Annotated in this window: 26 protein-coding genes; 13 read left to right on the forward strand and 13 right to left on the reverse strand. The window is 66.1% G+C overall.

What is annotated here, in order from left to right; all coding sequences use genetic code 11:
• Positions 1–154 precede the first annotated feature (154 nt).
• Positions 155–502: an IS66 family insertion sequence element accessory protein TnpB gene (gene tnpB, locus LDN95_RS18570; RefSeq protein ID WP_226019100.1), complete on the forward strand. Its 348-nt coding sequence runs from the start codon at positions 155–157 to the stop codon at positions 500–502.
• Positions 503–613: 111 nt separating this feature from the next.
• Positions 614–2,047: an IS66 family transposase gene (locus LDN95_RS18575; RefSeq protein ID WP_226019101.1), complete on the forward strand. Its 1,434-nt coding sequence runs from the start codon at positions 614–616 to the stop codon at positions 2,045–2,047.
• Positions 2,048–2,517: 470 nt separating this feature from the next.
• On the opposite strand, the gene LDN95_RS18580 is transcribed toward LDN95_RS18575, so the two are convergent.
• Together LDN95_RS18580 and LDN95_RS18585 are read right to left on the reverse strand one after the other, a co-directional pair.
• Positions 2,518–2,745 (reverse strand): hypothetical protein, encoded by a 228-nt coding sequence (locus tag LDN95_RS18580; RefSeq protein ID WP_226019062.1) that lies wholly within the window; start codon positions 2,743–2,745, stop codon positions 2,518–2,520.
• Between the two features lie 28 nt (positions 2,746–2,773).
• Entirely contained in the window at positions 2,774–3,085 is a 312-nt protein-coding gene (locus LDN95_RS18585; RefSeq protein ID WP_226019063.1) for a hypothetical protein, read from the reverse strand.
• Between the two features lie 196 nt (positions 3,086–3,281).
• Here LDN95_RS18585 and LDN95_RS18590 point away from each other — a divergent pair, with 196 nt between their 5' ends.
• From LDN95_RS18590 to LDN95_RS18610, 5 genes are all read left to right on the forward strand, one after another.
• Positions 3,282–4,283 carry a metalloregulator ArsR/SmtB family transcription factor gene (locus tag LDN95_RS18590; protein WP_226019064.1) on the forward strand — a complete coding sequence of 334 codons (1,002 nt, stop codon included), beginning with the start codon at positions 3,282–3,284 and terminating at the stop codon, positions 4,281–4,283.
• Positions 4,284–4,286: 3 nt separating this feature from the next.
• Positions 4,287–5,198 carry a methylenetetrahydrofolate reductase [NAD(P)H] gene (metF, locus tag LDN95_RS18595; protein ID WP_226019065.1) on the forward strand — a complete coding sequence of 304 codons (912 nt, stop codon included), beginning with the start codon at positions 4,287–4,289 and terminating at the stop codon, positions 5,196–5,198.
• Positions 5,156–6,256 carry a homocysteine S-methyltransferase family protein gene (locus LDN95_RS18600; RefSeq protein WP_255631013.1) on the forward strand — a complete coding sequence of 367 codons (1,101 nt, stop codon included), beginning with the start codon at positions 5,156–5,158 and terminating at the stop codon, positions 6,254–6,256. The genes metF and LDN95_RS18600 overlap by 43 nt, the downstream gene beginning before the upstream one ends.
• A 31-nt stretch (positions 6,257–6,287) precedes the next feature.
• Complete coding sequence (metH, locus tag LDN95_RS18605; RefSeq protein WP_226019067.1) at positions 6,288–8,930, forward strand: methionine synthase; 2,643 nt, start codon at positions 6,288–6,290, stop codon at positions 8,928–8,930.
• Between the two features lie 89 nt (positions 8,931–9,019).
• Positions 9,020–9,835 (forward strand): undecaprenyl-diphosphate phosphatase, encoded by an 816-nt coding sequence (locus LDN95_RS18610; protein WP_226019068.1) that lies wholly within the window; start codon positions 9,020–9,022, stop codon positions 9,833–9,835.
• A 27-nt stretch (positions 9,836–9,862) separates the two neighbouring features.
• Here LDN95_RS18610 and LDN95_RS18615 read toward each other — a convergent pair whose 3' ends face one another.
• Positions 9,863–10,129: a GlsB/YeaQ/YmgE family stress response membrane protein gene (locus tag LDN95_RS18615; protein WP_226019069.1), complete on the reverse strand. Its 267-nt coding sequence runs from the start codon at positions 10,127–10,129 to the stop codon at positions 9,863–9,865.
• 203 nt (positions 10,130–10,332) lie between these two features.
• Here LDN95_RS18615 and rpmG point away from each other — a divergent pair, with 203 nt between their 5' ends.
• The 4 genes from rpmG (at position 10,333) to ribA (ending at position 13,449) form a co-directional block, all read left to right on the forward strand.
• Positions 10,333–10,500, forward strand: coding sequence for a 50S ribosomal protein L33 (gene rpmG, locus LDN95_RS18620; protein WP_226019070.1), 168 nt, complete (start codon positions 10,333–10,335; stop codon positions 10,498–10,500).
• 65 nt (positions 10,501–10,565) lie between these two features.
• Positions 10,566–11,255 carry an outer membrane lipoprotein carrier protein LolA gene (locus LDN95_RS18625; RefSeq protein WP_226019071.1) on the forward strand — a complete coding sequence of 230 codons (690 nt, stop codon included), beginning with the start codon at positions 10,566–10,568 and terminating at the stop codon, positions 11,253–11,255.
• Positions 11,256–11,575: 320 nt separating this feature from the next.
• Entirely contained in the window at positions 11,576–12,367 is a 792-nt protein-coding gene (locus LDN95_RS18630) for an exodeoxyribonuclease III (RefSeq protein ID WP_226019072.1), read from the forward strand.
• Positions 12,364–13,449, forward strand: a complete 1,086-nt coding sequence (gene ribA / locus LDN95_RS18635; RefSeq protein WP_226019073.1) for a GTP cyclohydrolase II — start codon at positions 12,364–12,366, stop codon at positions 13,447–13,449. Before LDN95_RS18630 ends, ribA begins: the two co-directional genes overlap by 4 nt.
• 36 nt (positions 13,450–13,485) lie before the next feature.
• On the opposite strand, the gene LDN95_RS18640 is transcribed toward ribA, so the two are convergent.
• From LDN95_RS18640 to LDN95_RS18685, 10 genes are all read right to left on the reverse strand, one after another.
• The gene (locus tag LDN95_RS18640) at positions 13,486–13,791 is read right to left on the reverse strand and encodes a hypothetical protein (RefSeq protein ID WP_226019074.1); all 306 of its coding nucleotides are present in this window, start codon (positions 13,789–13,791) and stop codon (positions 13,486–13,488) included.
• A gap of 62 nt (positions 13,792–13,853) precedes the next feature.
• Positions 13,854–14,201, reverse strand: a complete 348-nt coding sequence (locus LDN95_RS18645; protein WP_226019075.1) for a hypothetical protein — start codon at positions 14,199–14,201, stop codon at positions 13,854–13,856.
• A 61-nt stretch (positions 14,202–14,262) separates the two neighbouring features.
• Positions 14,263–15,225 (reverse strand): right-handed parallel beta-helix repeat-containing protein, encoded by a 963-nt coding sequence (locus LDN95_RS18650; protein WP_226019076.1) that lies wholly within the window; start codon positions 15,223–15,225, stop codon positions 14,263–14,265.
• A gap of 104 nt (positions 15,226–15,329) precedes the next feature.
• The gene (locus tag LDN95_RS18655; RefSeq protein ID WP_226019077.1) at positions 15,330–15,590 is read right to left on the reverse strand and encodes a toxin-antitoxin system HicB family antitoxin; all 261 of its coding nucleotides are present in this window, start codon (positions 15,588–15,590) and stop codon (positions 15,330–15,332) included.
• A gap of 12 nt (positions 15,591–15,602) precedes the next feature.
• A complete protein-coding gene (locus LDN95_RS18660) occupies positions 15,603–16,520 on the reverse strand; it encodes an SPFH domain-containing protein (RefSeq protein ID WP_226019078.1) in 918 nt (305 codons plus the stop codon).
• An 87-nt stretch (positions 16,521–16,607) separates the two neighbouring features.
• The gene (recQ, locus tag LDN95_RS18665) at positions 16,608–18,446 is read right to left on the reverse strand and encodes a DNA helicase RecQ (protein WP_226019079.1); all 1,839 of its coding nucleotides are present in this window, start codon (positions 18,444–18,446) and stop codon (positions 16,608–16,610) included.
• A 29-nt stretch (positions 18,447–18,475) separates the two neighbouring features.
• On the reverse strand, positions 18,476–18,934 hold the full coding sequence (locus LDN95_RS18670; RefSeq protein WP_226019080.1) for a nuclear transport factor 2 family protein: 459 nt from the start codon (positions 18,932–18,934) through the stop codon (positions 18,476–18,478).
• A 91-nt stretch (positions 18,935–19,025) separates the two neighbouring features.
• Positions 19,026–19,490 (reverse strand): DUF3592 domain-containing protein, encoded by a 465-nt coding sequence (locus tag LDN95_RS18675; RefSeq protein WP_255631014.1) that lies wholly within the window; start codon positions 19,488–19,490, stop codon positions 19,026–19,028.
• Positions 19,491–19,515: 25 nt separating this feature from the next.
• The gene (locus tag LDN95_RS18680; protein ID WP_226019082.1) at positions 19,516–20,712 is read right to left on the reverse strand and encodes a serine hydrolase; all 1,197 of its coding nucleotides are present in this window, start codon (positions 20,710–20,712) and stop codon (positions 19,516–19,518) included.
• The gene (locus LDN95_RS18685; protein ID WP_226019083.1) at positions 20,709–21,896 is read right to left on the reverse strand and encodes a cation:proton antiporter; all 1,188 of its coding nucleotides are present in this window, start codon (positions 21,894–21,896) and stop codon (positions 20,709–20,711) included. The genes LDN95_RS18680 and LDN95_RS18685 overlap by 4 nt, the downstream gene beginning before the upstream one ends.
• 262 nt (positions 21,897–22,158) lie before the next feature.
• On the opposite strand from LDN95_RS18685, the gene LDN95_RS18690 reads away from it, so the two are divergent.
• Entirely contained in the window at positions 22,159–22,407 is a 249-nt protein-coding gene (locus tag LDN95_RS18690) for a hypothetical protein (protein WP_226019084.1), read from the forward strand.
• 40 nt (positions 22,408–22,447) lie between these two features.
• Positions 22,448–23,824 (forward strand): class II fumarate hydratase, encoded by a 1,377-nt coding sequence (gene fumC, locus LDN95_RS18695; RefSeq protein WP_226019085.1) that lies wholly within the window; start codon positions 22,448–22,450, stop codon positions 23,822–23,824.
• The last annotated feature ends 8 nt before the right edge of the window (positions 23,825–23,832 follow it).

The raw sequence follows: 23,832 nt of genomic DNA on the forward strand, positions 1-23,832 counted from the left end.
TCAAACGATCAGGCTCAACACCACATCAAAGGTGGGCGGAAATTAAGCGGAATGGTGGGCGGGATCAGTCCGGAATCCCGGGCCGGAATTCCTCGGAATGACGGGCGGCATTAAGTCGGAATCCGCAGCTGAAGGCCGTGCTTGCCGGGTTGACGTGATTGGTCCGCCTGCTGGGACCAAGGTCTATCTGGCCGCCGGGGTTACCGATATGCGCAAAGGGTTCGACGGGCTGGCAGCACTCGTCCAGCAGCATCTGAAGCGTGATCCGTTCGGCGGCGCGGTCTATGCGTTCCGGGGCAAGCGGGGTGATCTGGTCAAGCTGTTGTGGTGGGACGGGCAAGGTCTCGTGCTTCACGCCAAGCGTCTTGAGCGTGGTCGCTTCACTTGGCCTACGACCGCCGAAGGGATCGCGGTGCTGACCCCGGCGCAGCTGTCGATGCTGCTCGAAGGGGTTGACTGGCGGCATCCGATCCGATCCTCACAGCCGTCGCTTGCATGGTAAAATCAACGGTTTTGCGTGGTTTTTGCGTGTGTTGAGGGGCCCGTTCTGGTATAAGCAAGCGTGTCGCTCGATACTGCCTCGCTGCCCGACGATATAAGTCTTTTGAAGGCGATGCTGGTCGTCGCCGACGCCGAGCTTGAGCAGCTCAGGATGCAGGTTGCCAAGCTTCGCCGGATGCAGTTCGGCACCTCGTCCGAGCGCTTGACCCGCGAAGCGGATCAACTCGAGCTGGGTCTCGAAGACGCCGAGGTCGAAGCTGTCGCCAAGGCACCGCCAGCGGTCATCCGCGCAAGGGATGCGGCCAAGCCGTATCGTCAGCCACTGCCTGATCATTTGCCGCGCGAGGATATTGTGCACACGCCCGCCTGCCTTTGCCCCGACTGCGGCGGCGCGATGCGGCGCATTGGTGAGGATGTGACGGAGCAGCTCGATTACGTGCCCGCCAGCTTCCGCGTCATCCGCCACGTCCGACCCCGGCTCAGCTGCCGCGCCTGCGAGCGCATCGTGCAGGCACCGCTGCCGTCGATGCCGATCGAGCGCGGGCGGCCCGGCGCCGGTCTTCTCGCGCATGTACTCGTCGCCAAGTATGCCGACCACCTGCCGCTCTATCGCCAGTCGGCGATCTATGCGCGCGTGGGTGTGGACTTGGCCCGCTCGACCTTGGCCGACTGGGTCGGACGGTCCGCCACCTTGCTCGACCCGCTGATCGACGCGCTCGAACGCCATGTGATGGCGGGCAGCACGCTCCATGCCGACGATACGCCGGTGCCGGTGCTTGCCCCTGGTGCCGGTCGCACGCGGACCGGCAGGCTGTGGACCTATGTCCGTGACGAGCGCGGCGCTGGCGGCGACGCACCACCCGCCGTGCTGTTCCGCTATGCCCCCGATCGCAAGGGCGAGCGGCCCGCGCAGCACCTTGCCCGCTTCACCGGCGATCTGCACGCCGACGGCTATGCCGGGTTCGACCGACTGTATGGCGCGCGCATCGCCGAGGTCGCGTGTTGGGCACACGTCCGGCGCAAGTTCTTCGATGTCCATGCCGCTACCAGCTCAGCCACCGCGCGCGAGGCGTTCGACCACATCGCCAAGCTGTACGCGGTCGAAGATGATGTGCGCGGTCACCCGCCCGACGACCGACGATGCGAACGACAGGCACATGCCGGAGCGGCACTCGCGGCGTTCCGCCACTGGCTCGACGCGACCCTGCCCAAGCTGTCGCGCCGATCAGAGCTGGCCATCGCCATCCGCTATGCCCTGACACGTTGGCCAGCGCTCACCCGTTATGTCGACGACGGCAGGCTCGAGATCGACAACAATGCCGCCGAGCGCGCGCTGCGCGGCATCGCCGTCGGCCGCAAAAACTGGCTGTTCGCCGGCTCCGACCAGGGCGGCCACCGCGCTGCGACCATCTACAGCCTCGTCGAAACCGCCAAGATCAACAAGGTAGATCCCGAAGCCTGGCTACGCGACACCATCAACCGCATCGCCGACCATCCTCAGCGCCGGATCGACGAACTGCTGCCGTGGAACTACCGGCCAGCCTGACAAATCGGCCTCACCGGACGCTTACGTTTGCGCCGCCTGAGTTGGGCTGAGAAGGCAAGCGGCGGGGTTGGCTGGCGAAGCTTGGCGCTTCGATTGTCGCACGATGGGCGCAGGTTTCACGAACTGGCCGACAACTCTCCGGGCGGCGCCTGTGTGCGGCAGCGGATCGCAGCACTCTGCAAGATCGAGGATGAGATTCGTCGTTCGTGGCGCCGCCGCAGAAGATCGCCCGCAAATCCGGCATGAACGCAGCTGCGTTATTGTAGACGCGCGACGGATCTTTATTGTCGACGCGCGACGGATCTTTCTTGAGGCTAAAACCGTCAGGTCAGCGCAAAGCCCAAGCTCGGCGAAGCGAACCGCTATCCGATGACGCGCTGGGATGGCCTGTCACGGTTCTGCCAGGCGCATGCTTCATGCGGCGTCGCTCGGGCGCTCGTCGAACCAGGCCATCCGGCTCGGGCGCGGGTTTACTTCCCGTTTGAAAGCTCGGACGCTTCGCTGCCTATGTCTGCGGGGACAGTGGCGTCGACCAGCGGGGCCGCTGGCCGCTGGTCGAGCATGGCGGCGGCATCATCAAGCGCGCGCGCCTCACCACGCGAAACACCGCCCGGGCCGGGGTCGCTGTCACTGGTACAGCCTGCCACGCACAGCAGCAGGAGCAGTGGAGCGAACCCGATGCCGGGACGGTCTTGCATGGTGATATCTTGCTTATCCGTGTCCGCCTTACTGCGCAGGAGGCTGCGCGCCCGCGTCTGCCGCCTTGGCGGCTTCGGCACGGGCGGCTTCGGCGACCGACATGGCATTGGCCGCATTGCTGCGCGCTGCATCTTCTGCCGAAAGCGCAGCCTGGCTGGCATCGACTGCCGGTGCGGCAGGCGGCGGAGCGGCCAGCGAAGGTTCGGTTGCAGGCAGTTCGTCAGCGGGAATCTCGACGTTGTCTGGCGTGGCCTTGTCGCTCACGTCATCGGAATGGCCGCAAGCCGCCAGCGTCAGCGCGGACAGGACGGCAAAGGCAGTGATGGCGATCTTCTTCATCGGTTTCCTCATTACGCAGTCGTGCTCAGGCGGTTATAGCCATTAACGTCAGGGTTCTATCCAGCGGGTGCCGCCATGGCAAACCGCAAAAGCGCTTGGGGCAGCAAACCGCGCGCCTCAGGCCGACTAGCGCGACTTTATATGCAGATAGCTTTATATAGCTTGCAGCATATAAACATATCTTTATATCAAGCTCATGACCCTGCTGGATTCCCTGCGCGCACTGGCCGATCCTACGCGCCTTCGCATCATGCGGCTGCTTGCCAGCATGGAACTCGCCGTGGGCGAACTGGCCCAGGTGCTTGGGCAAAGCCAGCCCCGTGTTTCGCGCCACGTCAAGATCCTGTGCGATGCCGGGCTTGCCGAACGGCGGCGCGAAGGTGGCTGGGTGTTTTTGCGCACCACGATTGGTGAGCCGGGCGAACGCGGATCGGCGGTCACGGCGAACGGCAGCACGACAATGGCCTCGGCGCTCGCCAGCGTGCTTGCCGCTGCCGAGCAGGCGGACACCGCCTTTGCTGCCCAGGTCACGCAGGACAGAACGCATCTGGAAGCCATCCGCACCGGACGGCAAACCCATGCCGAGGCCTATTTCGCGCGCCACGCCACCGAGTGGGACAGCCTGCGCAGCCTGCACATCGCGGACGGACCGGTCGAAAGCACGCTGGCCCACTTGCTGGCCAGCAATGGCGGACCCGCGCTGGGCCGGCTGCTCGATGTCGGCACCGGCACCGGGCGCATGGCTGAACTGTTTGCGGCCAAGGCCGAGCAGGTGACGGCGCTCGACCGCAGCCCAGAAATGCTCCGCCTTGCGCGGACCCGGCTGCAGCATCTACCGGCTTCAAAGGTCGAACTGGTGCAGGGCGACTTTGCGCAATTGCCGTTTTCGGCGGGCAGTTTCGACACGGTGCTGTTCCATCAGGTGCTGCACTATGCACTTGCGCCCGAAGCGGTGCTGGCCGAAGCCGCGCGTGTGTCGGCACCCGGCGCGCGCATCGCCATCGTCGATTTTGCCGCCCACGATCGTGAGGAACTGCGCAGCGAACACGCCCACGCCCGGCTTGGCTTTGGCGATGCGCAAATGGCCGAATTGCTGAGTGCGGCGGGGTTTGCTCCGGTTGCCGATCGCGCGCTGGCCGGACACGAACTGATCGTCAAGCTGTGGCTTGGCGTACGCCGCACCTCCGGGAGCCGCTGACATATGACCAACCAGCCTGTCGCCTTTGCGCCCGACGCGCCGTTCTTTGCCGACCTGCCCGGCAACATCGCCGTCTCGTTCGAATTCTTTCCGCCCAAGTCCGAAGCGATGGACGCGCAGTTGTGGGACGCGATCACCCAACTCGCCCCGCTCGATCCGGCGTTTGTATCGGTCACGTATGGCGCGGGCGGATCGACCCGCGAGCGCACCCATGCCACCGTGGCGCGACTGGTGCGCGATACCGCGCTGGTCCCTGCCGCGCACCTGACTTGCGTGGGGGCGAGCCGGGCAGAAGTCGACGAGATCGCCGACCGCTACTGGGACGTCGGCGTGCGCCATATCGTTGCGTTGCGCGGCGATCCGCCGCCGCAGGCAGGCGGTTCTTTCGTGGCCCACCCCGATGGCTATGCCAGCGCTGCCGAGCTTGTCGCAGGGCTGCGGCGGCGCCACGATTTCGACGTTTCGGTCGCTGCCTATCCCGAAGTGCATCCCGAGGCGCTGAGCGCGCAGGCCGATCTCGACAACCTGAAGCGCAAGCTGGACGCCGGTGCGGCGCGCGCGATCACCCAGTTCTTCTTTTCGACCGACGCCTATTTCCGCTTTGTGGACAAGGCGCTGGCTGCCGGGATCAGCGCGCCGATCCTGCCCGGGATCATGCCCGTGACCAGCTTTGCCGGGATACGGCGGATGAGCGGCAACACCAGCATTCCGGCATGGCTGGAAACGATGTTTGCCGGGCTGGATGACCGCCCCGGTCCACGCGCGCTGGTAGCGGCCGTGGCCGCCGCCGACTTGTGCCGTCGCCTTTATGCCGGCGGCGTGCGCGATTTCCACTTCTACACCCTTAACCGGGCGGATCAGGCTTATGCGGTATGCCAACTGCTGGGCGTCCGACCCAAGGAACCTGCCGCGTGACCCTGATACCCAGCACCGCCCGCACCGCCCTGCTTGAACAGGCATCACAGCGCATCCTCATCACCGATGGCGCGTTCGGCACCGAGATCCAGAACTTCCGCCTGTCCGAAGCCGACTATGCCGGTGCGCTGGGGCTTGCCCGCGACCAGAAGGGCAACAACGACATTCTGGCGCTGACCAAGCCGGACGTGCCCGAAAGCATCCACCGCGCCTATTTCGCAGCCGGGGCGGACATTGCCGAAACCAACACCTTTTCGGCCAACCGCATCAGTCAGGCCGACTATGCCGCCGAGCATCTGGTGCGCGAGATCAACCTTGAGAGCGCGCGGCTTGCCCGCCGCGTGGCCGACGAGTTCACCGCCCGCGATGGCCGCCCGCGCTTTGTCGCAGGCGCGATCGGCCCGACCAACAAGACCCTGTCGCTCAGCCCCGATGTCAACGATCCGGGTTATCGCGAGGTCGACTGGGACACGCTGGTCGATGTCTATGCCGAACAGACCCACGCGCTGGTCGAGGGAGGCGCCGACTTCATCCTGATCGAGACGGTGTTCGATACGTTGAACGCCAAGGCCGGGATCATGGCGGTGCGGCAGGTGGAGCAGGAACTCGGCCGCGAAGTGCCGATCATGCTGTCGATGACGCTGACCGACTTGTCGGGCCGCAACCTGTCGGGCCATACGGTCGAGGCGTTCTGGTATGCGGTGCGCCACGCCCGGCCGCTGACCATCGGCCTCAACTGCTCGTTCGGGGCCACCCAGCTGCGCCCGCACGTCAAGGCGCTGGCAGAGATCGCCGACACGCTGATCATGGTCTACCCCAATGCGGGCCTGCCCAACGAGCTGGGCGAATATGACGAGATGCCGCCGACCACGGCGGGTCTGGTCAAGGAATGGGCCGATGCGGGCCAGGTCAATGTGCTGGGCGGCTGCTGCGGATCGACACCCGCACACATCGCTGCGATCGCGCAGGCGGTGGAAGGCCTTCCGGTGCGCCAGTTGCCCCACCCGGCGCCGCTGACCCGTCTGGCGGGGCTTGAGCCCTTCGTGATGGCCTCCTGAGCCCAAACCCCTCTCCCGGGAAGTTCTTAAAGTGACTGCAGAAACAACCTCCACCCCCCGCCCATCGGGCTCGTCGTTCGTCAACGTGGGCGAGCGTACCAACGTGACCGGTTCGGCCGCGTTCAAGAAGCTGATCCTGGCGGGCGACTACGCCAAGGCGGTCGAGGTAGCGCGCCAGCAGGTCGACAACGGCGCGCAAGTGATCGACGTCAACATGGACGAAGGCCTGTTGGACGCGGTCGAGGCGATGACCACCTACCTCAAGCTGATCGCGGCGGAACCCGACATCGCGCGGGTGCCGGTGATGATCGACAGCAGCAAGTGGGAGGTGATCGAGGCCGGGTTGAAGTGCGTTTCGGGCAAGCCGATCGTCAATTCGATCAGCATGAAGGAGGGCGAGGACGCCTTTCTGGCGCAGGCGCGCAAATGCATGGACTATGGCGCGGCGGTGGTCGTGATGGCCTTTGACGAGAAGGGCCAGGCCGATACCAAGGCGCGCAAGGTCGAAATCTGCGCGCGTGCCTATGGCTTGCTGACCGGCATCGGTTTCCCGCCCGAGGACATCATCTTCGACCCCAACGTGTTCGCGGTGGCGACCGGGATCGAGGAACATGATCGCTATGCGCTCGACTTCATCGAGGCGACCGCCGAGATCAAGGCGCGCTGCCCGCATGTCCACATCTCGGGCGGGCTGTCCAACCTGTCGTTCAGCTTTCGCGGCAACGAGACGGTGCGCCGCGCGATGCACTCGGTGTTCCTGTATCACGCGATTCCGGCGGGTATGGACATGGCCATCGTCAACGCCGGACAGCTCGACATCTATGACCAGATCGACCCGGTGCTGCGTGAGGCGTGCGAGGATGTGGTGCTTGCCCGTCAACCCGCTGCCGGTGGCGAGGAGACGGCCACCGAACGGCTGATCGCGCTCGCCGAAAGCTTCAAGGGCCGCGACAAGGTGGCCGAGAAGGAAGCCGAGGAATGGCGCGGCTGGGACGTCGTGCGCCGTCTGGAGCACGCGCTGGTCAAGGGACTGGACGCCTTCATCGTCGAGGATACCGAAGAGGCGCGGCTGCTCCATGCCCGTCCGATCGAGGTGATCGAAGGCCCGTTGATGGCAGGCATGAACACCGTTGGCGACCTGTTCGGGTCGGGCAAGATGTTCCTGCCGCAAGTGGTCAAGTCGGCCCGCGTGATGAAAAAGGCGGTCGCCCACCTGATCCCCTATATCGAGGCGCAGAAGGAAGCTGGCGCGCGCGCCAAGGGCCGGATCGTCATGGCCACGGTCAAGGGCGACGTGCACGATATCGGCAAGAACATCGTCGGCGTCGTGCTCCAGTGCAACGGTTATGAAGTGATCGACCTTGGCGTGATGGTGCCCTGGTCGAAGATCATCGAGACCGCGCAAACCGAACAGGCCGACATCATCGGACTGTCGGGCCTGATCACGCCTTCGCTGGACGAGATGGTGACGATGGCCGAGGAAATGCAGCGCGCCGGGCTGACCATTCCGCTGCTGATCGGCGGGGCCACCACCAGCAAGGTCCACACCGCGCTCAGGATCGATCCGGCCTATGATGGTCCGGTGATCCACGTGCTCGACGCCAGCCGCGCGGTGGGCGTCGCCAGCCAGTTGCTGTCCGACACGCAGGCAGACGGCTTCATCGCCGCCACGGCCGACGAATACCAGCACGTGCGCGACGCGCGGGCGGGCAAGGGCGCATCAAAGCTGCTGTCGCTCGACGATGCGCGGGCCAATGGCTTTGTCGCCGACTTTTCTGAGAAGGCGCCGCCACCGCAGCAGCCGGGGCTGCATGTGTTTCCCGAATGGGATCTGGCCGATCTGGCCGAATGCTTCGACTGGACGCCGTTCTTCCGTGCATGGGAGCTTGCGGGCACGTACCCTGCGATCCTTGACGATGCCGTGGTCGGGGAAAGCGCACGCAGCCTGTTTGCCGATGCGCAGGCCATGCTCGGACAGATCATCCGCGAGAAGTGGCTGACCGCGCGGGGCGTTGTCGGACTGTGGCCGTGCGCGCGGCATGGCGATGACGTGGTGCTCCACCCCGATGCCGACGAACTGTCGGTCCGCCTGCCGTTCCTGCGCCAGCAATTCGCCAAGAGCCGGGGCCGGGCGAACTTCTGTTTGGCCGACTTCATCGATCCGGCGGGCGATTGGATCGGCGGCTTCGCCGTCGGCATCCACGGCATCGAGCCGCATCTGGAGCGCTTCCGCGCCGGGCATGACGACTATTCGGACATCCTGCTGAAAGCACTGGCCGACCGCTTTGCCGAGGCCTTCGCCGAACGGTTGCACGCCCACGTCCGCACCACGCTGTGGGGCTATGCGCCGGGCGAGCAGCTTACGAACGAGGCGCTGATCCGCGAGCAGTATCGCGGCATCCGTCCGGCGCCGGGCTATCCGGCGTGCCCCGATCACAGCCTGAAGCCGATCCTGTTCGATCTGCTGCGCGCCACCGACAACACCGGCATCACGCTGACAGAATCGCAAGCGATGCTGCCCACAGCAGCGGTCAGCGGGTTCTATTTCGGCCATCCGGACAGCCAGTATTTCGGCGTCGCCACCATCGGCCGCGACCAGTTGCAGGACTATGCAGCGCGGCGCGGGGTTGATCTTGGCGTGGCGGAACGGTGGTTGCGGCCCAATCTGGATTGAAGCCCGATCTGCGTTAAACTTGCGCAATGTGTGACGCGGGGCCGCTTAGCTCTTGACCTTCTGTTGCGCTGCGGCAAACCCCGTTGCCCATGGACAGCCTCAACATCACCGCCATCCTCCTCGGCATTGTCGAGGGGTTGACCGAATTCCTGCCGGTTTCATCGACCGGGCACCTGATCCTTGCCACCGAACTGTTCGGGTTCGATCCGGCGGAGTGGGAGGTGTTCAACGTGGTGATCCAGTTGCCCGCGATCCTGGCGATCGTGGTGCTCTACTGGCGGACGTTCCTTGACGTGGCGCTGGGGGCTGTGGCGCGCAAGCCCGATTCGTTGCGCTTCGTGCGCAACGTCGGGGTGGCCTTCATCCCTTCGGCCATTCTGGGCGTACTGCTCAAGTCGAAGATCGACGCGATGATGGAAACGCCGGTAATCGTCGCCATCGCGCTGATCGTCGGCGGCTTTGCCATCCTGCTGATCGAGCGGCTGACCAAACAAGGCGCATACGAGCCGGTCGAGAACCTTTCGCTGCCGCGCTCGGCCGCGATCGGCCTGATGCAGTGCCTTGCGATGATTCCGGGCGTGTCGCGCTCGGGCGCCACGATCATGGGGGCGCTCTCGATGGGCGTGAACCGGCGCACGGCGGCCGAGTTCAGCTTCTTTCTGGCGGTGCCCACGATGTTCGGCGCCACGGCCAAGCAATTGTGGGACCACCGCCACGAACTTGCTGCCGGAGCAGGGCCGGTGGGCTGGACGCAGATCGCGATCGGCTCGGTCGTCTCGTTCGTGGTCGCGCTGGTGGTGATCAAGGCGTTCGTCGCCTTCATCAGCCGCAGCGGTTTCGCGCCGTTCGCGATCTATCGCATCGTGGCCGGTTCGGTCGCGCTGGTCTGGCTGGTGTGGGCCTGAGATCAGGCCCACACCCAACCCGGCCGATCAGCGTACCCGGCCGCGCCGCACCAGGTTGACGATCGCCAGCAGGATCACCGCGCCCAGAAACGACACGATCAGCGTGCCCGAGGAAATGCCGTCGGCGATGCTGCCGCCACCGATGAACGGAGGCAGCAGCCACCCGCCAAGCATGGCGCCGACGATGCCGACCACTACGTTGAGGATGATGCCTTGCTGGCCGTCGGTGCGCATGACAATGCTCGCCAGCCAGCCCAGAATGCCGCCGACGACCAGAAGTATGATAAGACCCATTGTGGTGTTCCCATATTAGCGTTGAATGCCACACCAATGCTGGAGTCGCGCTGTGGTTGCATGGCGGTTGAGAAAAAGCATGGCGGGTGACGCGGTCCTTGCGGTTCGACCGCTTGACTTTCGCTCGATTCTGCCGCAGTGGCCGCGCCCTATGCAGGCGGCGTGGCGACGCGCCGCCGCTTTTTGTTTCAGGATTTAGAGCAATGGCGAAGCCCACCACCGTCAAGATCCGTCTGGTCTCGACTGCCGACACCGGTTTCTTCTACGTGACCAAGAAGAATCCGCGCAACTCGACCGAGAAGTTCACCTTCCGCAAGTACGATCCCGTCGTGCGCAAGCACGTCGAGTTCAAGGAAGCCAAGATCAAGTAAGCCGCGTTTTGCCGGCGGAAGCAGGTTCAGCGGTGGTTCAACGCCAGCACCGGATGGGGCAGGGCATGAACTTTATGAACCTCTCCGCCCGCCGCGTTCTTGCTTGCGCTTCGGCCATTGCCCTTGCGGCATCGGCCGGTTTGGTCGCCGTACCCCAAGCCTTCGCCCAGCCTGCGCCCAATCGAGCGGGCGCGGGCGTTGCTGTGTCGAATCCGGTCGATCAGGCGATCACGGCCCTGCGCGCGATCTCGACGCTGCGCGCCGATTTCGTCCAGACCGACCGCAATGGTCAGCGAATCGGCGGCGTGATGACGCTCAAGCGTCCGGGCCGCATCCGGTTCCAGTATCAGCAGGGTGTGCCGTTCCTGATCGTGTCGGACGGCGCGTCGCTCAACGTGATCGACTACGAAGTGCGCCAGGTGCAGCGCTGGCCGATTCGCAACAGCCCGCTTGGCGCCTTGCTCAGCCCGGACAAGGATGTGGCGCGTTTCGCCCGCAGCACACCCACCGGCAATCCGGCGGTGCTGAGCATCGAGGTCAAAGATCCGCGCCATCCCGAATACGGCACCATCACGCTGATCATGGTTCGCAAAGCCGGTGCGCCGGGAGGCCTTGAGCTCGATTCGTGGGTCGCGCTCGATTCGCAAGGCAAACGCACCTCGGTGCGGCTGCTGAACCAGCAATATGGCATCGCGGTGCCCGACAACACCTTCCGCTGGAACGATCCGCGCCCGCAATCGCGCAAGGCGGGCTGATTTTCACCCGGCGCTGTGCCGATTTTGGCTGGCCTGCGACACTTTGCGATAACCCTGACGCTGACGTTCATCCCCCAGCAAGCGGGGCGGGGCTAGAAGAGTTTCAGACAAGGCCACCGAGACGGGTTTCCCCCCTGTTGCCCGGCCTCATTGCCCCCCCAAGGGCCTTGTCGACAGCGTGACGAGCGCAAACGGAACCCTCGGACCAATTGCCCCGGTCCGGGGGTTTTTGTTTGCGCGTTTGCCTTCATGCGCAAATCGCCCCGGCCACCTGCAATTCGCCTTTGCCCAGCGCGACCAAGGCCCTTAAAGCCCCCACCATGATCGCCATCGCTACCTGGAACATCAATTCCGTCCGCCTGCGCATCGACCAGGTCGAACGCTTCCTGACCGAACAGGCGCCCGACGTGCTGTGCCTGCAGGAAATCAAGACCGCCGAAGCGCTGTTCCCGCACGAGATGTTCGAGCGGCTGGGCTATGTCCACCGCGCGGTCCACGGGCAGAAGGGCTATCACGGCGTCGCCACGGTCAGCCGCCTGCCGTTCCGTGAATTTTCCCGCCACGACTGGCAGGACAATGGCGAGGCGCGCCACGTGGGCGTCGAGCTGCTGGGCGCAGGGCAAGGGCTGGTGCTCGAAAACGTCTATATTCCGGCTGGCGGCGACATTCCCGACCGTGATGTGAATGCCAAGTTCGGCCAGAAGCTCGACTTCCTTGAACGGATGACGCGCTGGGCCGACGCGATCGACCGGCCCACGCTGCTGGTCGGCGATTTCAACATCGCGCCGCTGGAAAGCGATGTCTATGATCACAAGGCGTTGCTCAAGGTCGTCAGCCACACCCCGCTCGAAGTGGAAACGCTGCAACGGCTGGCCGATGCGCACGGCTGGGTCGACCTTGGCCGCAAGCACATCCCTGCGCCCGAACGCAACTATTCGTGGTGGTCGTACCGCTCGTACTGGCGCGACAAGGATCAGGGGCGGCGGCTCGATCATATGTGGGCCTCGCCCGAACTGGCCGCGCAGTCGTCGGGTCACCGCTTCGTCGAGGAAACCCGCCGCTGGGATCAGCCGTCCGACCACATTCCGCTGATCACCGGCTTCGATCTGTGACCCCGGCGCTGGTTGCGACCGGCGGTTCGTCGCGCGCGGTGGCCCGCGCGCTTGATGCGCTGCGCCATGGCTGGGCGATCCGGGTGACGGGAGATGGCGGCTCGTTCGAACTGCTGCCAGCCGAAACCGCCTTTGTCCAACCCGGCCTCTATGCCGCGCGGCTGCTGATTTCGGCGGCGCGCGGGGTCACGCTCAAGCTGGCCAACAGCCGCGAATTCCGTCCCGAAGCGCCGATCCTGATCCACGGTGGTGAGCCGTTCACGCTGCACAGCGCGCGCGAACTGGCCGATCCCTCGCTCGATCTGGCGCGCCCGTTGCGCGGCCCGTTTCGCGCAGAACCGATCGTGGCCGAGGCGGCAGCGGTCGCGGCGATGGAGCTGGCCCGGCTGGCCGGAATCCTGCCCGCATTTCTGGTCAGCAGCGGCGTGGAAGTGGCCGCTGAAGTCACCGTGGCCGATCTCGCGGCATTCAAGGATCCGCTCGACCTGACGGTTCAGGCGCGCGCGCGCTTGCCCGTGGCCGCCTGCGAGGAGGCCGAGATCGTGGCCTTCCGCGCGCGCGACGACTTGCGCGAACATGTCGCGCTGATCATCGGACGACAGGGGAGCGACCGCGTGCCGCTGGTGCGGCTGCACAGCGAATGCCTGACCGGCGATATCCTCGGCAGCCTGAAATGCGATTGCGGCCCGCAGTTGGACGCCGCGCTGCGGCGCATGGCCGACGAAACCCGTAACGGCGGCTGGGGCGTGCTGCTTTATCTGCGGCAGGAAGGGCGCGGAATCGGCCTGATCAACAAGTTGCGCGCCTATCAGTTGCAGGACCAGGGCTTCGATACGGTCGATGCCAACGAGCGGCTGGGACTGCCGAGCGAAGCGCGCGATTTTCCCGTTGCGGCGCGGATGCTCGACCTGCTGGGCGTTTCCTCGATCCGCCTGCTCACCAACAATCCGGCCAAGGTCGAAGCCTTGCGCGGGGTGGGGGTGACGGTCGTGGAGCGGGTCAGCCACCAGTTGCCGCCAAACCCGCACAATGCGCGCTATCTGGACACCAAGCGCGACCGCACCGGCCACATTCTGCGCTGAACGGGCAGGGGCGGACCGACGGCCCGCCCCCGCTCCCTACCAGGCGCGCAACAGGATCAGCACCACGCACAGCACCAGAACGGCTGCTCCGGCAAAGCCCTTGGCCACGTCGCTCCAGGTGAAGCGGTCGATGTGATCGCGGCGAAACTGGCGATACCCTGCGCTGATCTGTTCGTTGCAGGCGACCATCGCGACGTCCAGTGCGCTGGCCTGACTGCGGAACCAGCGCTGGAGCAGCGCCAGTTCATCGGGGGTGACATCGGGATAGGCGCCGAGCAGGCTTTCGACGTGACTGCGGCGCGCCAGCGCAACCGCGCTGTCGGATAGGGTGGTCGAGGTCATTATTTGAGGCTTTCCTGAACATGTTTGAACGGCCCCGCGGACGGGGGCACGGCAAGCTGGGTTCAGGAAAGCGGGGGTGCCCTTGGCGCGGCGGGGCGGACCCGTGCGATGGCAAGCGCTGGGGGGCCGGTCGAATCGGGACGGGCGGGGGGTGCGGCAAAGCTGAACGCTGCGCGCGGCACAACCGGCGCAGGCACGACCGGTTGCGGCAGCGGCGCGATCAAGCGCACTGCCACCTGGCTGCGGGCAGGCGCTATTGCCACTTCGACGGTATCGGCGCTGAACGCCGATCCGCTGCGCCAGTCGAGCGGCGCTGCGGCCACCGGCGCACCGGCATGGACCGCAATGGTCAGGACCAGCAGCACGGCCCACAGCCGCCCTGCCAGCCGCGAGGCAAGCCGGTTGAACATCGCCTGTCAGGTAGGGCGCACAGACGCTATCCGCAAGCGCCAGTGCCAGAGGGGCGGTCGATCAGTGGTGTTCGATGCGCCTGATCCCGGCACCGATATTGTTGCCGCCAAGGTGGATCGGATCGCCCGACCAGTCGGCCACCATCGCCGCACTGCGCGCGACGCCGGGGGCCAGCCTTACGACATTGCCGATGATCCGCAGCCCTTCGGCACTATGGGTGCGGCCTTCGGCAGCGTTGGTGATGAAGGCGCCGGGATTGGCCTTGTCCCGACCCTGCACCATCCAGTTGCCCAGAATCAGGCCGCTGGCGCCGGTCGAAAGGTCGATCATGTAGTTGGTCTGCCGTCCTTGCGCGTCATCGAAGCTGGAATCGCTGACTTCGATCTGCGCGGCGCGGCTTTTCACATAGTGTCCGCCGCGCCCTGCCTCGAACCGGCTGTGGCGGATCAGCACGGTGCCGTAATTGCCGAAATAGACCGAATGCGCGCACGATCGCCCGTGGTCGCACCGACCAAGGCGCGAGAAGGTCGATGCCTCGATCAGCACGGTTCCGGCCGGATCGTCGGCCGAAAGGATGCCCTGATCGCTGTCCCGGAACCAGGTCTGGCGCACGATCAGGCTGCCGTGTTCAAGCCGGATTCCCGCGCCATTGCCTTCGGCGATGCGTTGGTTCTGGAACACCAGCCCCTCCACGCGGGCGGCGCGGCCGCGCAGCACCAGCGCCGCCTTGCCCTCGCAGATGGCGGCGTCGAATAAAACCTGCCCCGCCGCTTGCGCGACGAACGCGACCTCGCCCACCGTCTGCACCGCGCAATCCCGATAGGTTCCCGGTGCGATCGCGACCGTTCCCCTGCCACCGCCGATGGCATTGACCGCTTGCTGCAAGGCGGCGAAGCGCTGTCCGCTGGCGACCACCGTATAGGGGCCGGACTGCTGCGACTGGCCGATCCCGTCCGCTGCCGGCATGGCGGCAAGGCCAAGGACACCGACCAGACCGATCAGCCGGGCAAGGGAACCAGACATGCGCACTCCCCAAAAACCTTCGGGAAAGCTAACACGACACGGTCGCCAAGCCATCAGGCGAACGCAGCGCCATGCCCCGATCCGGGACAGCGGGCGAGCTGGGGTCAGGGCTCTTCGGTTCCTTGCGGCTCTTTCGTCGGTCGTCCGCGGCGCGGTGGTTCGGCAGGCGCAAGGCGAATTCCGCGCTTGGCCAGAGCCTCACGCAACAGGCATTCGACTTGCGCGTTGACCGACCGCAGCTCGGCGGCGGCGACGCGCTCGATCAGGGCGTGAAGCGCCGGATCGAGGCGCAGGGCGAAGGCCTTGCGGGGCAAGGAAGCCGAAGCGGTCGGAGTTGCGGCCGCGATCGGGTCAGGGGCACTCATCGCGTCGGCCGGTCAGGTATAGAGCGAGCCGGTGTTGACGACCGGCTGGGTGTCGCGCTCGCCGCACAGCACCACCAACAGGTTGGACACCATTGCCGCGCGGCGTTCGTCATCAAGCTGCACGACGTTGCGTTCGGACAACTGGGTCAGCGCCATCTCGACCATCGAGACCGCGCCTTCCACCAGTTTGCGCCGCGCGCCGATCACCGCCTCGGCCTGCTGGCGGCGCAGCATCGCCCCGGCGATCTCGGGGGCATAGGCTAGGTGGGTGAGCCCGCATTCGTCGACGCTGAGGCCCGCGATGCTCAGCCGTGCATTCAGTTCCGTACGCAGTTCGGCGTTGATCTGGTCATGATGCCCGCGCAGCGTCACTTCGTTGTGCTCGATGTCATCATAGGGATAGCGCGCGCCGATCGAGCGGACCGCGCTTTCGATCTGGACGAACACGAAGGTCTTGTAATCGTCGACATCGTACAGCGCCTGCGCCGTGTCGGCGACGCGCCACACCACATTGGCGGCGATCTCGATCGGGTTGCCGCGCAAGTCATTGACCTTCAGCTTTTCGGACACGACGTTGTTGGCGCGGACGGAGATGCGGGTCTTGCCCATCCACGGCCACACCCAGCGCAACCCGGTGGCGCGGTCAGTGCCGCGATACGACCCGAACAGCGTCAGCGCCGCCGCCTGATTGGGCTGGATCATGTAAAAGCCCTTGGCGATCAGCACCAACGAGATCGGGAGCAGGACGATGCTGCCCAAGAAGGCGATCACTTGCGCATCGGTCGGATTGCCGCCCTCCCCGACAAAGCTGACCAGACGCCACGCGAACACTGCCAGCAGCAGCACGAACAGCCCCAGCATGAAAAAGCCGCTGGTGCTCCATGCGGGCCGTTCGCGGCTGGTATCGACGATACGTGGCTGATCGGACATGTCCTGCTCCTTGCGGCGGGCCTCAAGGCGACCCGTCATAAAGTGATATCACTTTAATATCACAATCGGGTGCCGGTGCAAGTCCGCTCAGGCGTTGCGCACAACTTCAAGGAAGCGGTCGCCATACGCTTCGAGCTTGCGCGCGCCGACACCACCGACCGCGCCCAGTTCGTCGCGGTTTGACGGGCGGGCGCTGGCAATGTCGCGCAGCACGGCATCGTGGAAGATGACATAGGGCGGTACGCCCGCTTCCTGCGCCAGTTCGCGTCGCAACGCGCGCAGCGCCTCGAACAGCGGATCGCCGACAGGATTGGCCTCGCCGGTGCCGCTGCGGCGTTTGCGGGCGCTGGATCGTTCGGTGCGGGGAGCCACCACGACGTCGACCCGCGCTTCACCCTTCAGGATGACCCGCGCATCGCCGCCCAGCATCAGTCCGCCGTGCTCGTTGCCAATCAGGCTGCCCCGCGCCTGCAGGGCCCGCACGACCTGGCGCAGCAGCGGCGCCTCGTCAGCCGACACGATGCCGAATACCGACAGCGTATCGTGCCCGCGCTGCACCACGCGATCATCGGCCACGCCGGTCAGCACTTTCTCGATATGGCCGAAGCCGAACGACTGGCCGGTGCGATAGACCGCGCTGAGCAGCTTGCGCGCCAGTTCGGTGACATCGGTCACGCCGGGCGGCTGCAGACAGTTGTCGCATTTGCCGCAAGTGGCAGGCGGGGTCTCGCCGAAGTGGCGCAGCAGCACGGCGCGGCGACATCCGGCGGTCTCGACCAGCCCGACCAGCGCATCCAGCCGGGTGTGTTCGCCGATCTTGCGCTGCTCATCCACTTCGGACAGGCGCTGGCGCGCGCGGACGAAATCGTCCGGCCCCCACAGCATCAGTGCCACCGCCGGATCGCCATCGCGCCCCGCGCGGCCGGTCTCCTGATAATAGCCCTCGATCGACTTGGGCAGCCCGGCATGGGCGACAAAGCGCACGTCGGGCTTGTCGATGCCCATGCCGAAGGCGACGGTGGCGACCATCACCATGTCCTCGCTGCCGACGAACGCAGCCTGATTGGCCGAGCGCACTTCGGGCGCGAGCCCCGCATGATAGGGCAGTACGGTGCGGCCCTCCAGCCCCGGCTGGTTGCCAAGCTGGCCGGCCAAGCGCTCCACTTGGGCGCGGGTTTGGGCATAGATCACGCCGGGGCCGGGGTGATCGATCAGCAACCGGGTCAACTGTCGCAACGGATTGTCGCGCGGGGTGATGGCGTAGCGGATATTGGGCCGGTCGAACCCGGCCACGATCAGCCCGTCCTTGCCAATCCCCAACTGGTTGAGGATATCGGCGCGGGTATGCGCGTCGGCCGTGGCGGTCAGGGCAAGGCGCGGGACATGCGCCAGCGCATCCATCATCGGGCGCAGCAGGCGGTAGTCTGGGCGGAAATCGTGGCCCCATTCGGACACGCAATGCGCTTCGTCGATGGCGAACAGGGCGATCCGGGCGGTGTCCAGCAGGCTGCGGAAGTGTGGCTGGCTGGCGCGTTCGGGCGCGACATAGAGCAAGTCCAGCTCACCCGCCTGCAGCCGCTCGATGGTGGCGGCGTGATCGGTATCGGCGCTGGTCAGTGCGGCGGCGCGGATGCCGTTGGCGCGGGCCGAGCGCAACTGATCGTGCATCAGCGCGATCAGTGGCGAAATGACCACGCAAGTCCCATCCAGCAATACGGCGGGCAGTTGATAGGTCAGCGATTTGCCCGCGCCGGTGGGCATCACCGCCAGCGTCGATTGTCCCGCCAGCACGCGTTCGACCACGTGCTCCTGTACGCCACGAAACGCGCCGAAGCCGAACACCCGCGCAAGCGCGGCGTGCGCCTTGTCCAGGCGGCCTGAAGGGGGAGTTGCGGGAAGGGTTGCGTCAGGCGGTAGCAAGGTCATCGCCGCCGCCTATGGCAGATCGGGCAGGGTTAGCCCACAATCACGTGCAGGCGGCTGATCCGGCTGGTGTGGATGCGCCAGACGCCGTCCACCTTGACGTAAGTTTCGTGATAGTGGCCCATGCCGTGCAGCGTCTTGACCGTACCGGCCAGATCCCAGATCTGGTCCTCCATCGCAATCACCCCATGCGCCTGCGTCGGGCTTGTCACCGTGATCTCGTGGCAGTGGCCATGGTGGACGGTGCGCAAGGTCTCCACCGCGGCACGGACAAATGCGACGATGGCATCGCCGCCGCTGTGGATCCAGTTGGCGGCATCCTCAGCCGGCTGCAGCGACAGCGAGCAACTGGCATCGAACGTGGCATCATCGGCAAACACCGCGCGCAGTCCGGCAAAATCCTTGGTGTCCATCAGGCGGAAGTAGCGCGCCTTGAGCGCCTTGATCTCCTCGATCGCGATCAGTTGCTCGATTGCCGAAACTTCGCTCATGATGACGCTCTCCCGCTGCCGGTTACCGGCTTTGGCGCACCCTAACACGCTGCCGACGCGGCGCCCCTGCGCTTATGGCCAGTGACGGGGATCAGCCTTGCGCCCCACCGCCGAGCGCGAGCAAGGCGCGGACGAGGAGTCCTGCAACCACCAGCGACAGGATCGCCAGTAACGACCAGTACAGCGGCCCCCTGACCGTCACTTGCGCCGGGTTGGCCGGGTTGTACCACACGCCATAGTTCTGCGTCGGTTGCCAGCCGCGCGCGACCTGCCGCTGCACCAGCGCGCGGTGTTCGCGCCCGTCATCGCCGGTGAACACGATTTCGTCCTCGACCAGCCGCGTATCCTCGCCATCGCGCCAGTTGTACCCGCGCGAGGTGAACGCGGTCATGCCGAACGACCAGAAGTCCTCGCGCTGCTGGTCGCCGGTATAGTCGCTGCGCCAGACGCGGGCGAGGGCGGGGCGCCAGCCGCTCAACAGGGTCAGCACCTGCCACAGGCAGAACAGCACGAACAGCGCGTCGGCAACGATCGCCACGATGATGAAGTCGGCCATGCGCCGGAAAAGTACCGGGCAGGGTTTAACGAATTCTCGCCAGCACGGCTTCTTCGGCAGCGGTGAAGGCGCTTGTCCCGCGCGGGGCATCGTCGGCCACCGCGCTGGTGAAGAAGGCCACGCCCTTGCCGCTCGCCGGATCGAGCCACAGTCCCGAGCGCAGGCCATAGGCTTCGCCGGGGTGGCCGATGCGGTGGCGGCCATCGCCGAAGGGATCGTCGTGGCAACCGGGTGTCGCTTGGGCGAGGGTTTGCAGGCCAAGGCCATAGGCGCAGAACAGTCCGTCGTCGGCGCCATCCTCACCCACCCCGTTGTGGCCGTTGGCGCGCCATTGCGGCGTTACCAGCACGGCGTAGGTGGCTGGCTTCAGGAAGCCTCGACCGCTCCGGGCCAGCACCTGCCCGATCCGGGCAAGATCGCGCATCGAGATCCGCAGGCCGCCCTGTGGCGAAAACAGCGCGCCGTTGCTGCCCGGGACATAGCTCGCCAGATCGCACGAGCCGTCGGCGGCGGGCAGCACCGGGCAGGCGGGGGGCTGGCCCTTCAGGTCGTCACGCGCCACACTGCCAGCGGCGCGATAGAGCACGACTGCGCGGCCGATCGTGCGAGGCGAACACCCCGACCAGTTGTAGCAGGCATCCAGCTTCAGCGGGGCGAGGACCAGCCGCCGCATCAGTCGGTCGAACCGCTCGCCCGTGGCCGCCTCCATCACCGAGGCGACGACCGGGAAGTTGAGGTTGGTGTAATGGAACCAGTCGCTGCCCGGCGCATGGGCGCTGTCCCAAGCGCGCGGATCGGCCAGGCGGTGCCGCAGCGTTTCGCCCAGCGGGATCAGGTAGTCCGCCCCGTCGGTCAGGCTCGAGCGGTGCGACAGCAATTGACGCAGCGTTATCGGGGTGTCGGGAAACGCCGGATTGCGCAGCGGCCAGCCAAGGTAGGCGGAAACATCGCGGTCAAGATCGAGCCGTCCGGCATCGACCAGCCGCAACACGCCCAGCGTCGTCACCAGCTTGGAGATCGACGCCACGCGCACCGGATCGTCGGCGGTCACCCCGCGGCCCGTAGCCCGGTCGGCCAGCCCTTCGGCCAAGGCCGGGCGCACGGTTTGGCGGTCGAACCGGACGGCGACAGTGGCGGGCGGCACGGTTGGCAGAACGGCTTGTGCCTGCGCGACCGGGGCAGCGCAGGCAAGCAACAGGGCCGCCGCCAGCCGGTGCATCATTGCGGCTGCGCCAGTCGCGCCAGTCGGGGCCGGACCATCGGCACGGTCAGCATCGTGCTGCCCACCGCCATCAGCAGCATCGCGGTGAACGCGTCCGAGGTGATGATCCCCTTGTCAAGCAGCACGTTGACGAACAGGATCATGATCAGCGCCTTGGTCTGCAGCATCCAGCCGATCACACCGGCCTCGCCCTTCTCCCAGCCGAGCAGCCGTCCGGCCAGCGATACGCCAGCCAGCTTGCCTGCTACCGACGCGACAAGGAACAGGCCCGCCGCGCCGAACACGGCAAGGCCGCCCACATCCCACCGCGTCCGCAAGCCGGTGGACAGGAAGAACACCGGCATCAGCGCCAGCAGCACGATGCGACGGAAGGCATCGCGCTGACCCTGCTCGAACCAGTCGGCGTCCATCACCGCACCGGCCAGAAACGCGCCGACCATGAAATGCAGCCCCGACCAGTCGGCGGCGAATCCGACGGCGGCGAGCCAGATCAGCGCGATCTGCCAGCGGTCGCCTTCGCCCAGGCGCGGCATCAGCTTGCGCAAGCCCCACGCCGCCAGCGCAAAGCCGACGAGGAACAGGCCTTGCCGTCCGATCCGTTCCCAATCGAGCAGGATCAGTGCGAGCACGCCCCAGATCGCCACGTCATCAAGGCTGGCATAGCGCAGCAGGCGCTGGCCCAGCGGCTGGCGAAAGATGCCCAGCCGTTCCATCAGCAGCACCAGAATCGGCAGCGCGGTGACCGCACAGGCCATGCCAAGCCCCAGCACGGCCTGCGGATAGGTGCCCTTGGGGCCGATCCAGCCCGGCCCTTGCAGCAGCACTGCCGCAACGCCCGCGCCCGCCAGCAGCGGTGTCAGCAGCGCGCAGGCGGCGGTGATCACCGTCTCGCGCCGGTGCGCCAGCGCGTCACCCAGATCAAGCTCAAGCCCGGCGGCAAAGACGAACAGCATCACCGCCCACCACGCCACACCGTTCAGGCTGGCGACGACCGGCGCGGCAAAGACGAAGGCGTAATAACTGGGGAACAAGGCGCCCAGCAGGCCGGGGCCGAGCACGATGCCGCCGACGATCTGCACCACCACCAGCGGCGCCACATCATCGGTGCGCAGTAACCGCCACACCAGCCAGGGCACGGCCAGAATGATGGTCAGCGCGATCAGGAAAACTTCGCTCGTGCTCATTGGCGCGGTCACGTGGTGGTCCTCTTCCTCGATTTGTGTCCATGGCCCTTGCCGGGCGGGATCGCGCCGTCCATCTTCCTGTTGGGGAAGAAAGGACGGTCATGCGCCATTCGATCCGCCAAGTTTCCGCCCAACGCCAGCACGAATACGAATGCCGTACTGTGAAAGCCGCTGAGGGATAACCCCATGGCCCTGCTTAATCTGCGAACACCGTCCGCGATGATAGCTCTGCCGCTGCAGACCGCACAGGAGAGCCGCGATCATGGATATGCACCATGCCTTCAGCAAGGCCGAGGAATGGAAGGCCGCGCACGAAACCGAGGTCGAATTCATCGACATGGCGCGAGCACTACGCCTGCTGGCGCTCGATCTGGGGCACGAACCCGAGGCGCTGATCGACTTTATGGCAGAGCGCGGGCTGCAGGCGGCGCTGGGCGTCATGTCGGAACTGGCCGGAGCGAACGTTCAGGCCGAATATCTTCGCCACAAGGCCGCCTTGCCGCGCGCGTGATGCGTCTGCGTGCAAGGCCGCGTTTACCGGAAGGACTTGCATGACCCGCATCGAAACCGACTCCATCGGCCCGATTGCCGTGCCGGACAGCGCCTATTGGGGTGCGCAGACCCAGCGTTCGATCGAGAACTTCCCGTTCGGCGGGATCGAGCGGATGCCGCTGGGCATCGTCCACGCGCTGGCGCTGGTCAAGCAGGCGGCGGCGCGGGTCAACCGTGCGCACGGACTCGATCCCGCGCTGGCCGATGCCATCGAGCAGGCCGCCGGGGAGGTCTCCGCCGGGGCCTTCGACGACCAGTTCCCGCTGGTGATCTGGCAGACCGGCAGTGGCACCCAGACCAACATGAACGTCAACGAGGTGATCGCCGGGATCGCCAACGAACGGCTGGCGGGGACGCGCGGCGGCAAGGCGCCGGTCCATCCCAACGATCACGTCAATCAGGGCCAGTCGAGCAACGACAGCTTCCCCACCGCCTTGCACGTGGCGGCGGTGGTGGCGCTCAACCGCGACCTTATCCCCGCGCTCGACCGACTGACAGGGGCACTCGATGCCAAAGCGAAAAGCTGGGCGGGGATCGTCAAGATCGGCCGCACCCACCTGCAGGACGCCACCCCGCTGACGCTGGGGCAGGAGTTTTCGGGCTATGTCCAGCAATTGCGCGATGCGTACCAGCGGCTGCGCGATGCCGAACGCTTCGTGCTGCGGCTGGCGCAGGGCGGCACCGCCGTGGGCACCGGGCTGAACGCGCCGGCAGGATTCGGCGATGCGGTGGCGGTGGAACTGGCGGCGCTGACCGGGCATGCCTTTGTGCCCGCGCCCAACCGGTTCGAGGCGCTGGCCAGCAACGATGCTCTGGTGCAGTTTTCCGCCACGCTGGCGACGCTCGCGGTGGCGCTGACCAAGATCGCCAACGACATCCGCCTGCTGGGCTCGGGCCCGCGTTCGGGCCTTGGCGAACTGTCCTTGCCCGCCAACGAGCCGGGTAGTTCGATCATGCCGGGCAAGGTCAACCCCACGCAGTGCGAGATGCTGACGATGGTGTCCGCGCAAGTCATCGGCAACCATCAGGCGGTGACGGTCGGCGGCCTGCAGGGGCACATGGAACTGAACGTGTTCAAGCCGCTGATCGGGGCCGCCGTGTTGCGTTCGGTCCACCTGCTGGCCGTCGGCATGGCCAGCTTTGCGACCCGCTGTGTCCACGGACTTGAGGCGAACGAGGCGCGCATCGCCGAGCTGGTCGACCGCTCGCTGATGCTCGTTACCGCGCTCGCCCCCGAAATCGGCTACGACGCCGCCGCCAAAATCGCCAAGACCGCCCACGCCGAAGGCCTCACCCTGCGCGAAGCCGGACTGAAGCTGGGTCTGGTGGACGCCGCCACCTTCGACCGGCTGGTGCGGCCGGGGGACATGGTTTGAGGGGGCGC

The organism is Novosphingobium sp. FKTRR1 (genome assembly GCF_020404405.1).
In the GTDB taxonomy this organism is placed as follows: domain Bacteria; phylum Pseudomonadota; class Alphaproteobacteria; order Sphingomonadales; family Sphingomonadaceae; genus Novosphingobium.

Coding starts and splice junctions, on each gene's coding strand:
- LDN95_RS18575 (WP_226019101.1), top strand. CDS start 614: ATGCTGGTCGTCGCCGACGCCGAGCTTGAGCAGCTCAGGATGCAGGTT.
- LDN95_RS18580 (WP_226019062.1), bottom strand. CDS start 2,745: ATGCAAGACCGTCCCGGCATCGGGTTCGCTCCACTGCTCCTGCTGCTG.
- LDN95_RS18585 (WP_226019063.1), bottom strand. CDS start 3,085: ATGAAGAAGATCGCCATCACTGCCTTTGCCGTCCTGTCCGCGCTGACG.
- LDN95_RS18590 (WP_226019064.1), top strand. CDS start 3,282: ATGACCCTGCTGGATTCCCTGCGCGCACTGGCCGATCCTACGCGCCTT.
- metF (WP_226019065.1), top strand. CDS start 4,287: ATGACCAACCAGCCTGTCGCCTTTGCGCCCGACGCGCCGTTCTTTGCC.
- LDN95_RS18600 (WP_255631013.1), top strand. CDS start 5,156: ATGCCAACTGCTGGGCGTCCGACCCAAGGAACCTGCCGCGTGACCCTG.
- LDN95_RS18610 (WP_226019068.1), top strand. CDS start 9,020: ATGGACAGCCTCAACATCACCGCCATCCTCCTCGGCATTGTCGAGGGG.
- LDN95_RS18615 (WP_226019069.1), bottom strand. CDS start 10,129: ATGGGTCTTATCATACTTCTGGTCGTCGGCGGCATTCTGGGCTGGCTG.
- rpmG (WP_226019070.1), top strand. CDS start 10,333: ATGGCGAAGCCCACCACCGTCAAGATCCGTCTGGTCTCGACTGCCGAC.
- LDN95_RS18625 (WP_226019071.1), top strand. CDS start 10,566: ATGAACTTTATGAACCTCTCCGCCCGCCGCGTTCTTGCTTGCGCTTCG.
- LDN95_RS18630 (WP_226019072.1), top strand. CDS start 11,576: ATGATCGCCATCGCTACCTGGAACATCAATTCCGTCCGCCTGCGCATC.
- LDN95_RS18640 (WP_226019074.1), bottom strand. CDS start 13,791: ATGACCTCGACCACCCTATCCGACAGCGCGGTTGCGCTGGCGCGCCGC.
- LDN95_RS18645 (WP_226019075.1), bottom strand. CDS start 14,201: ATGTTCAACCGGCTTGCCTCGCGGCTGGCAGGGCGGCTGTGGGCCGTG.
- LDN95_RS18650 (WP_226019076.1), bottom strand. CDS start 15,225: ATGTCTGGTTCCCTTGCCCGGCTGATCGGTCTGGTCGGTGTCCTTGGC.
- LDN95_RS18655 (WP_226019077.1), bottom strand. CDS start 15,590: ATGAGTGCCCCTGACCCGATCGCGGCCGCAACTCCGACCGCTTCGGCT.
- LDN95_RS18660 (WP_226019078.1), bottom strand. CDS start 16,520: ATGTCCGATCAGCCACGTATCGTCGATACCAGCCGCGAACGGCCCGCA.
- recQ (WP_226019079.1), bottom strand. CDS start 18,446: ATGACCTTGCTACCGCCTGACGCAACCCTTCCCGCAACTCCCCCTTCA.
- LDN95_RS18670 (WP_226019080.1), bottom strand. CDS start 18,934: ATGAGCGAAGTTTCGGCAATCGAGCAACTGATCGCGATCGAGGAGATC.
- LDN95_RS18675 (WP_255631014.1), bottom strand. CDS start 19,490: ATGGCCGACTTCATCATCGTGGCGATCGTTGCCGACGCGCTGTTCGTG.
- LDN95_RS18680 (WP_226019082.1), bottom strand. CDS start 20,712: ATGATGCACCGGCTGGCGGCGGCCCTGTTGCTTGCCTGCGCTGCCCCG.
- LDN95_RS18685 (WP_226019083.1), bottom strand. CDS start 21,896: ATGAGCACGAGCGAAGTTTTCCTGATCGCGCTGACCATCATTCTGGCC.
- LDN95_RS18690 (WP_226019084.1), top strand. CDS start 22,159: ATGGATATGCACCATGCCTTCAGCAAGGCCGAGGAATGGAAGGCCGCG.
- fumC (WP_226019085.1), top strand. CDS start 22,448: ATGACCCGCATCGAAACCGACTCCATCGGCCCGATTGCCGTGCCGGAC.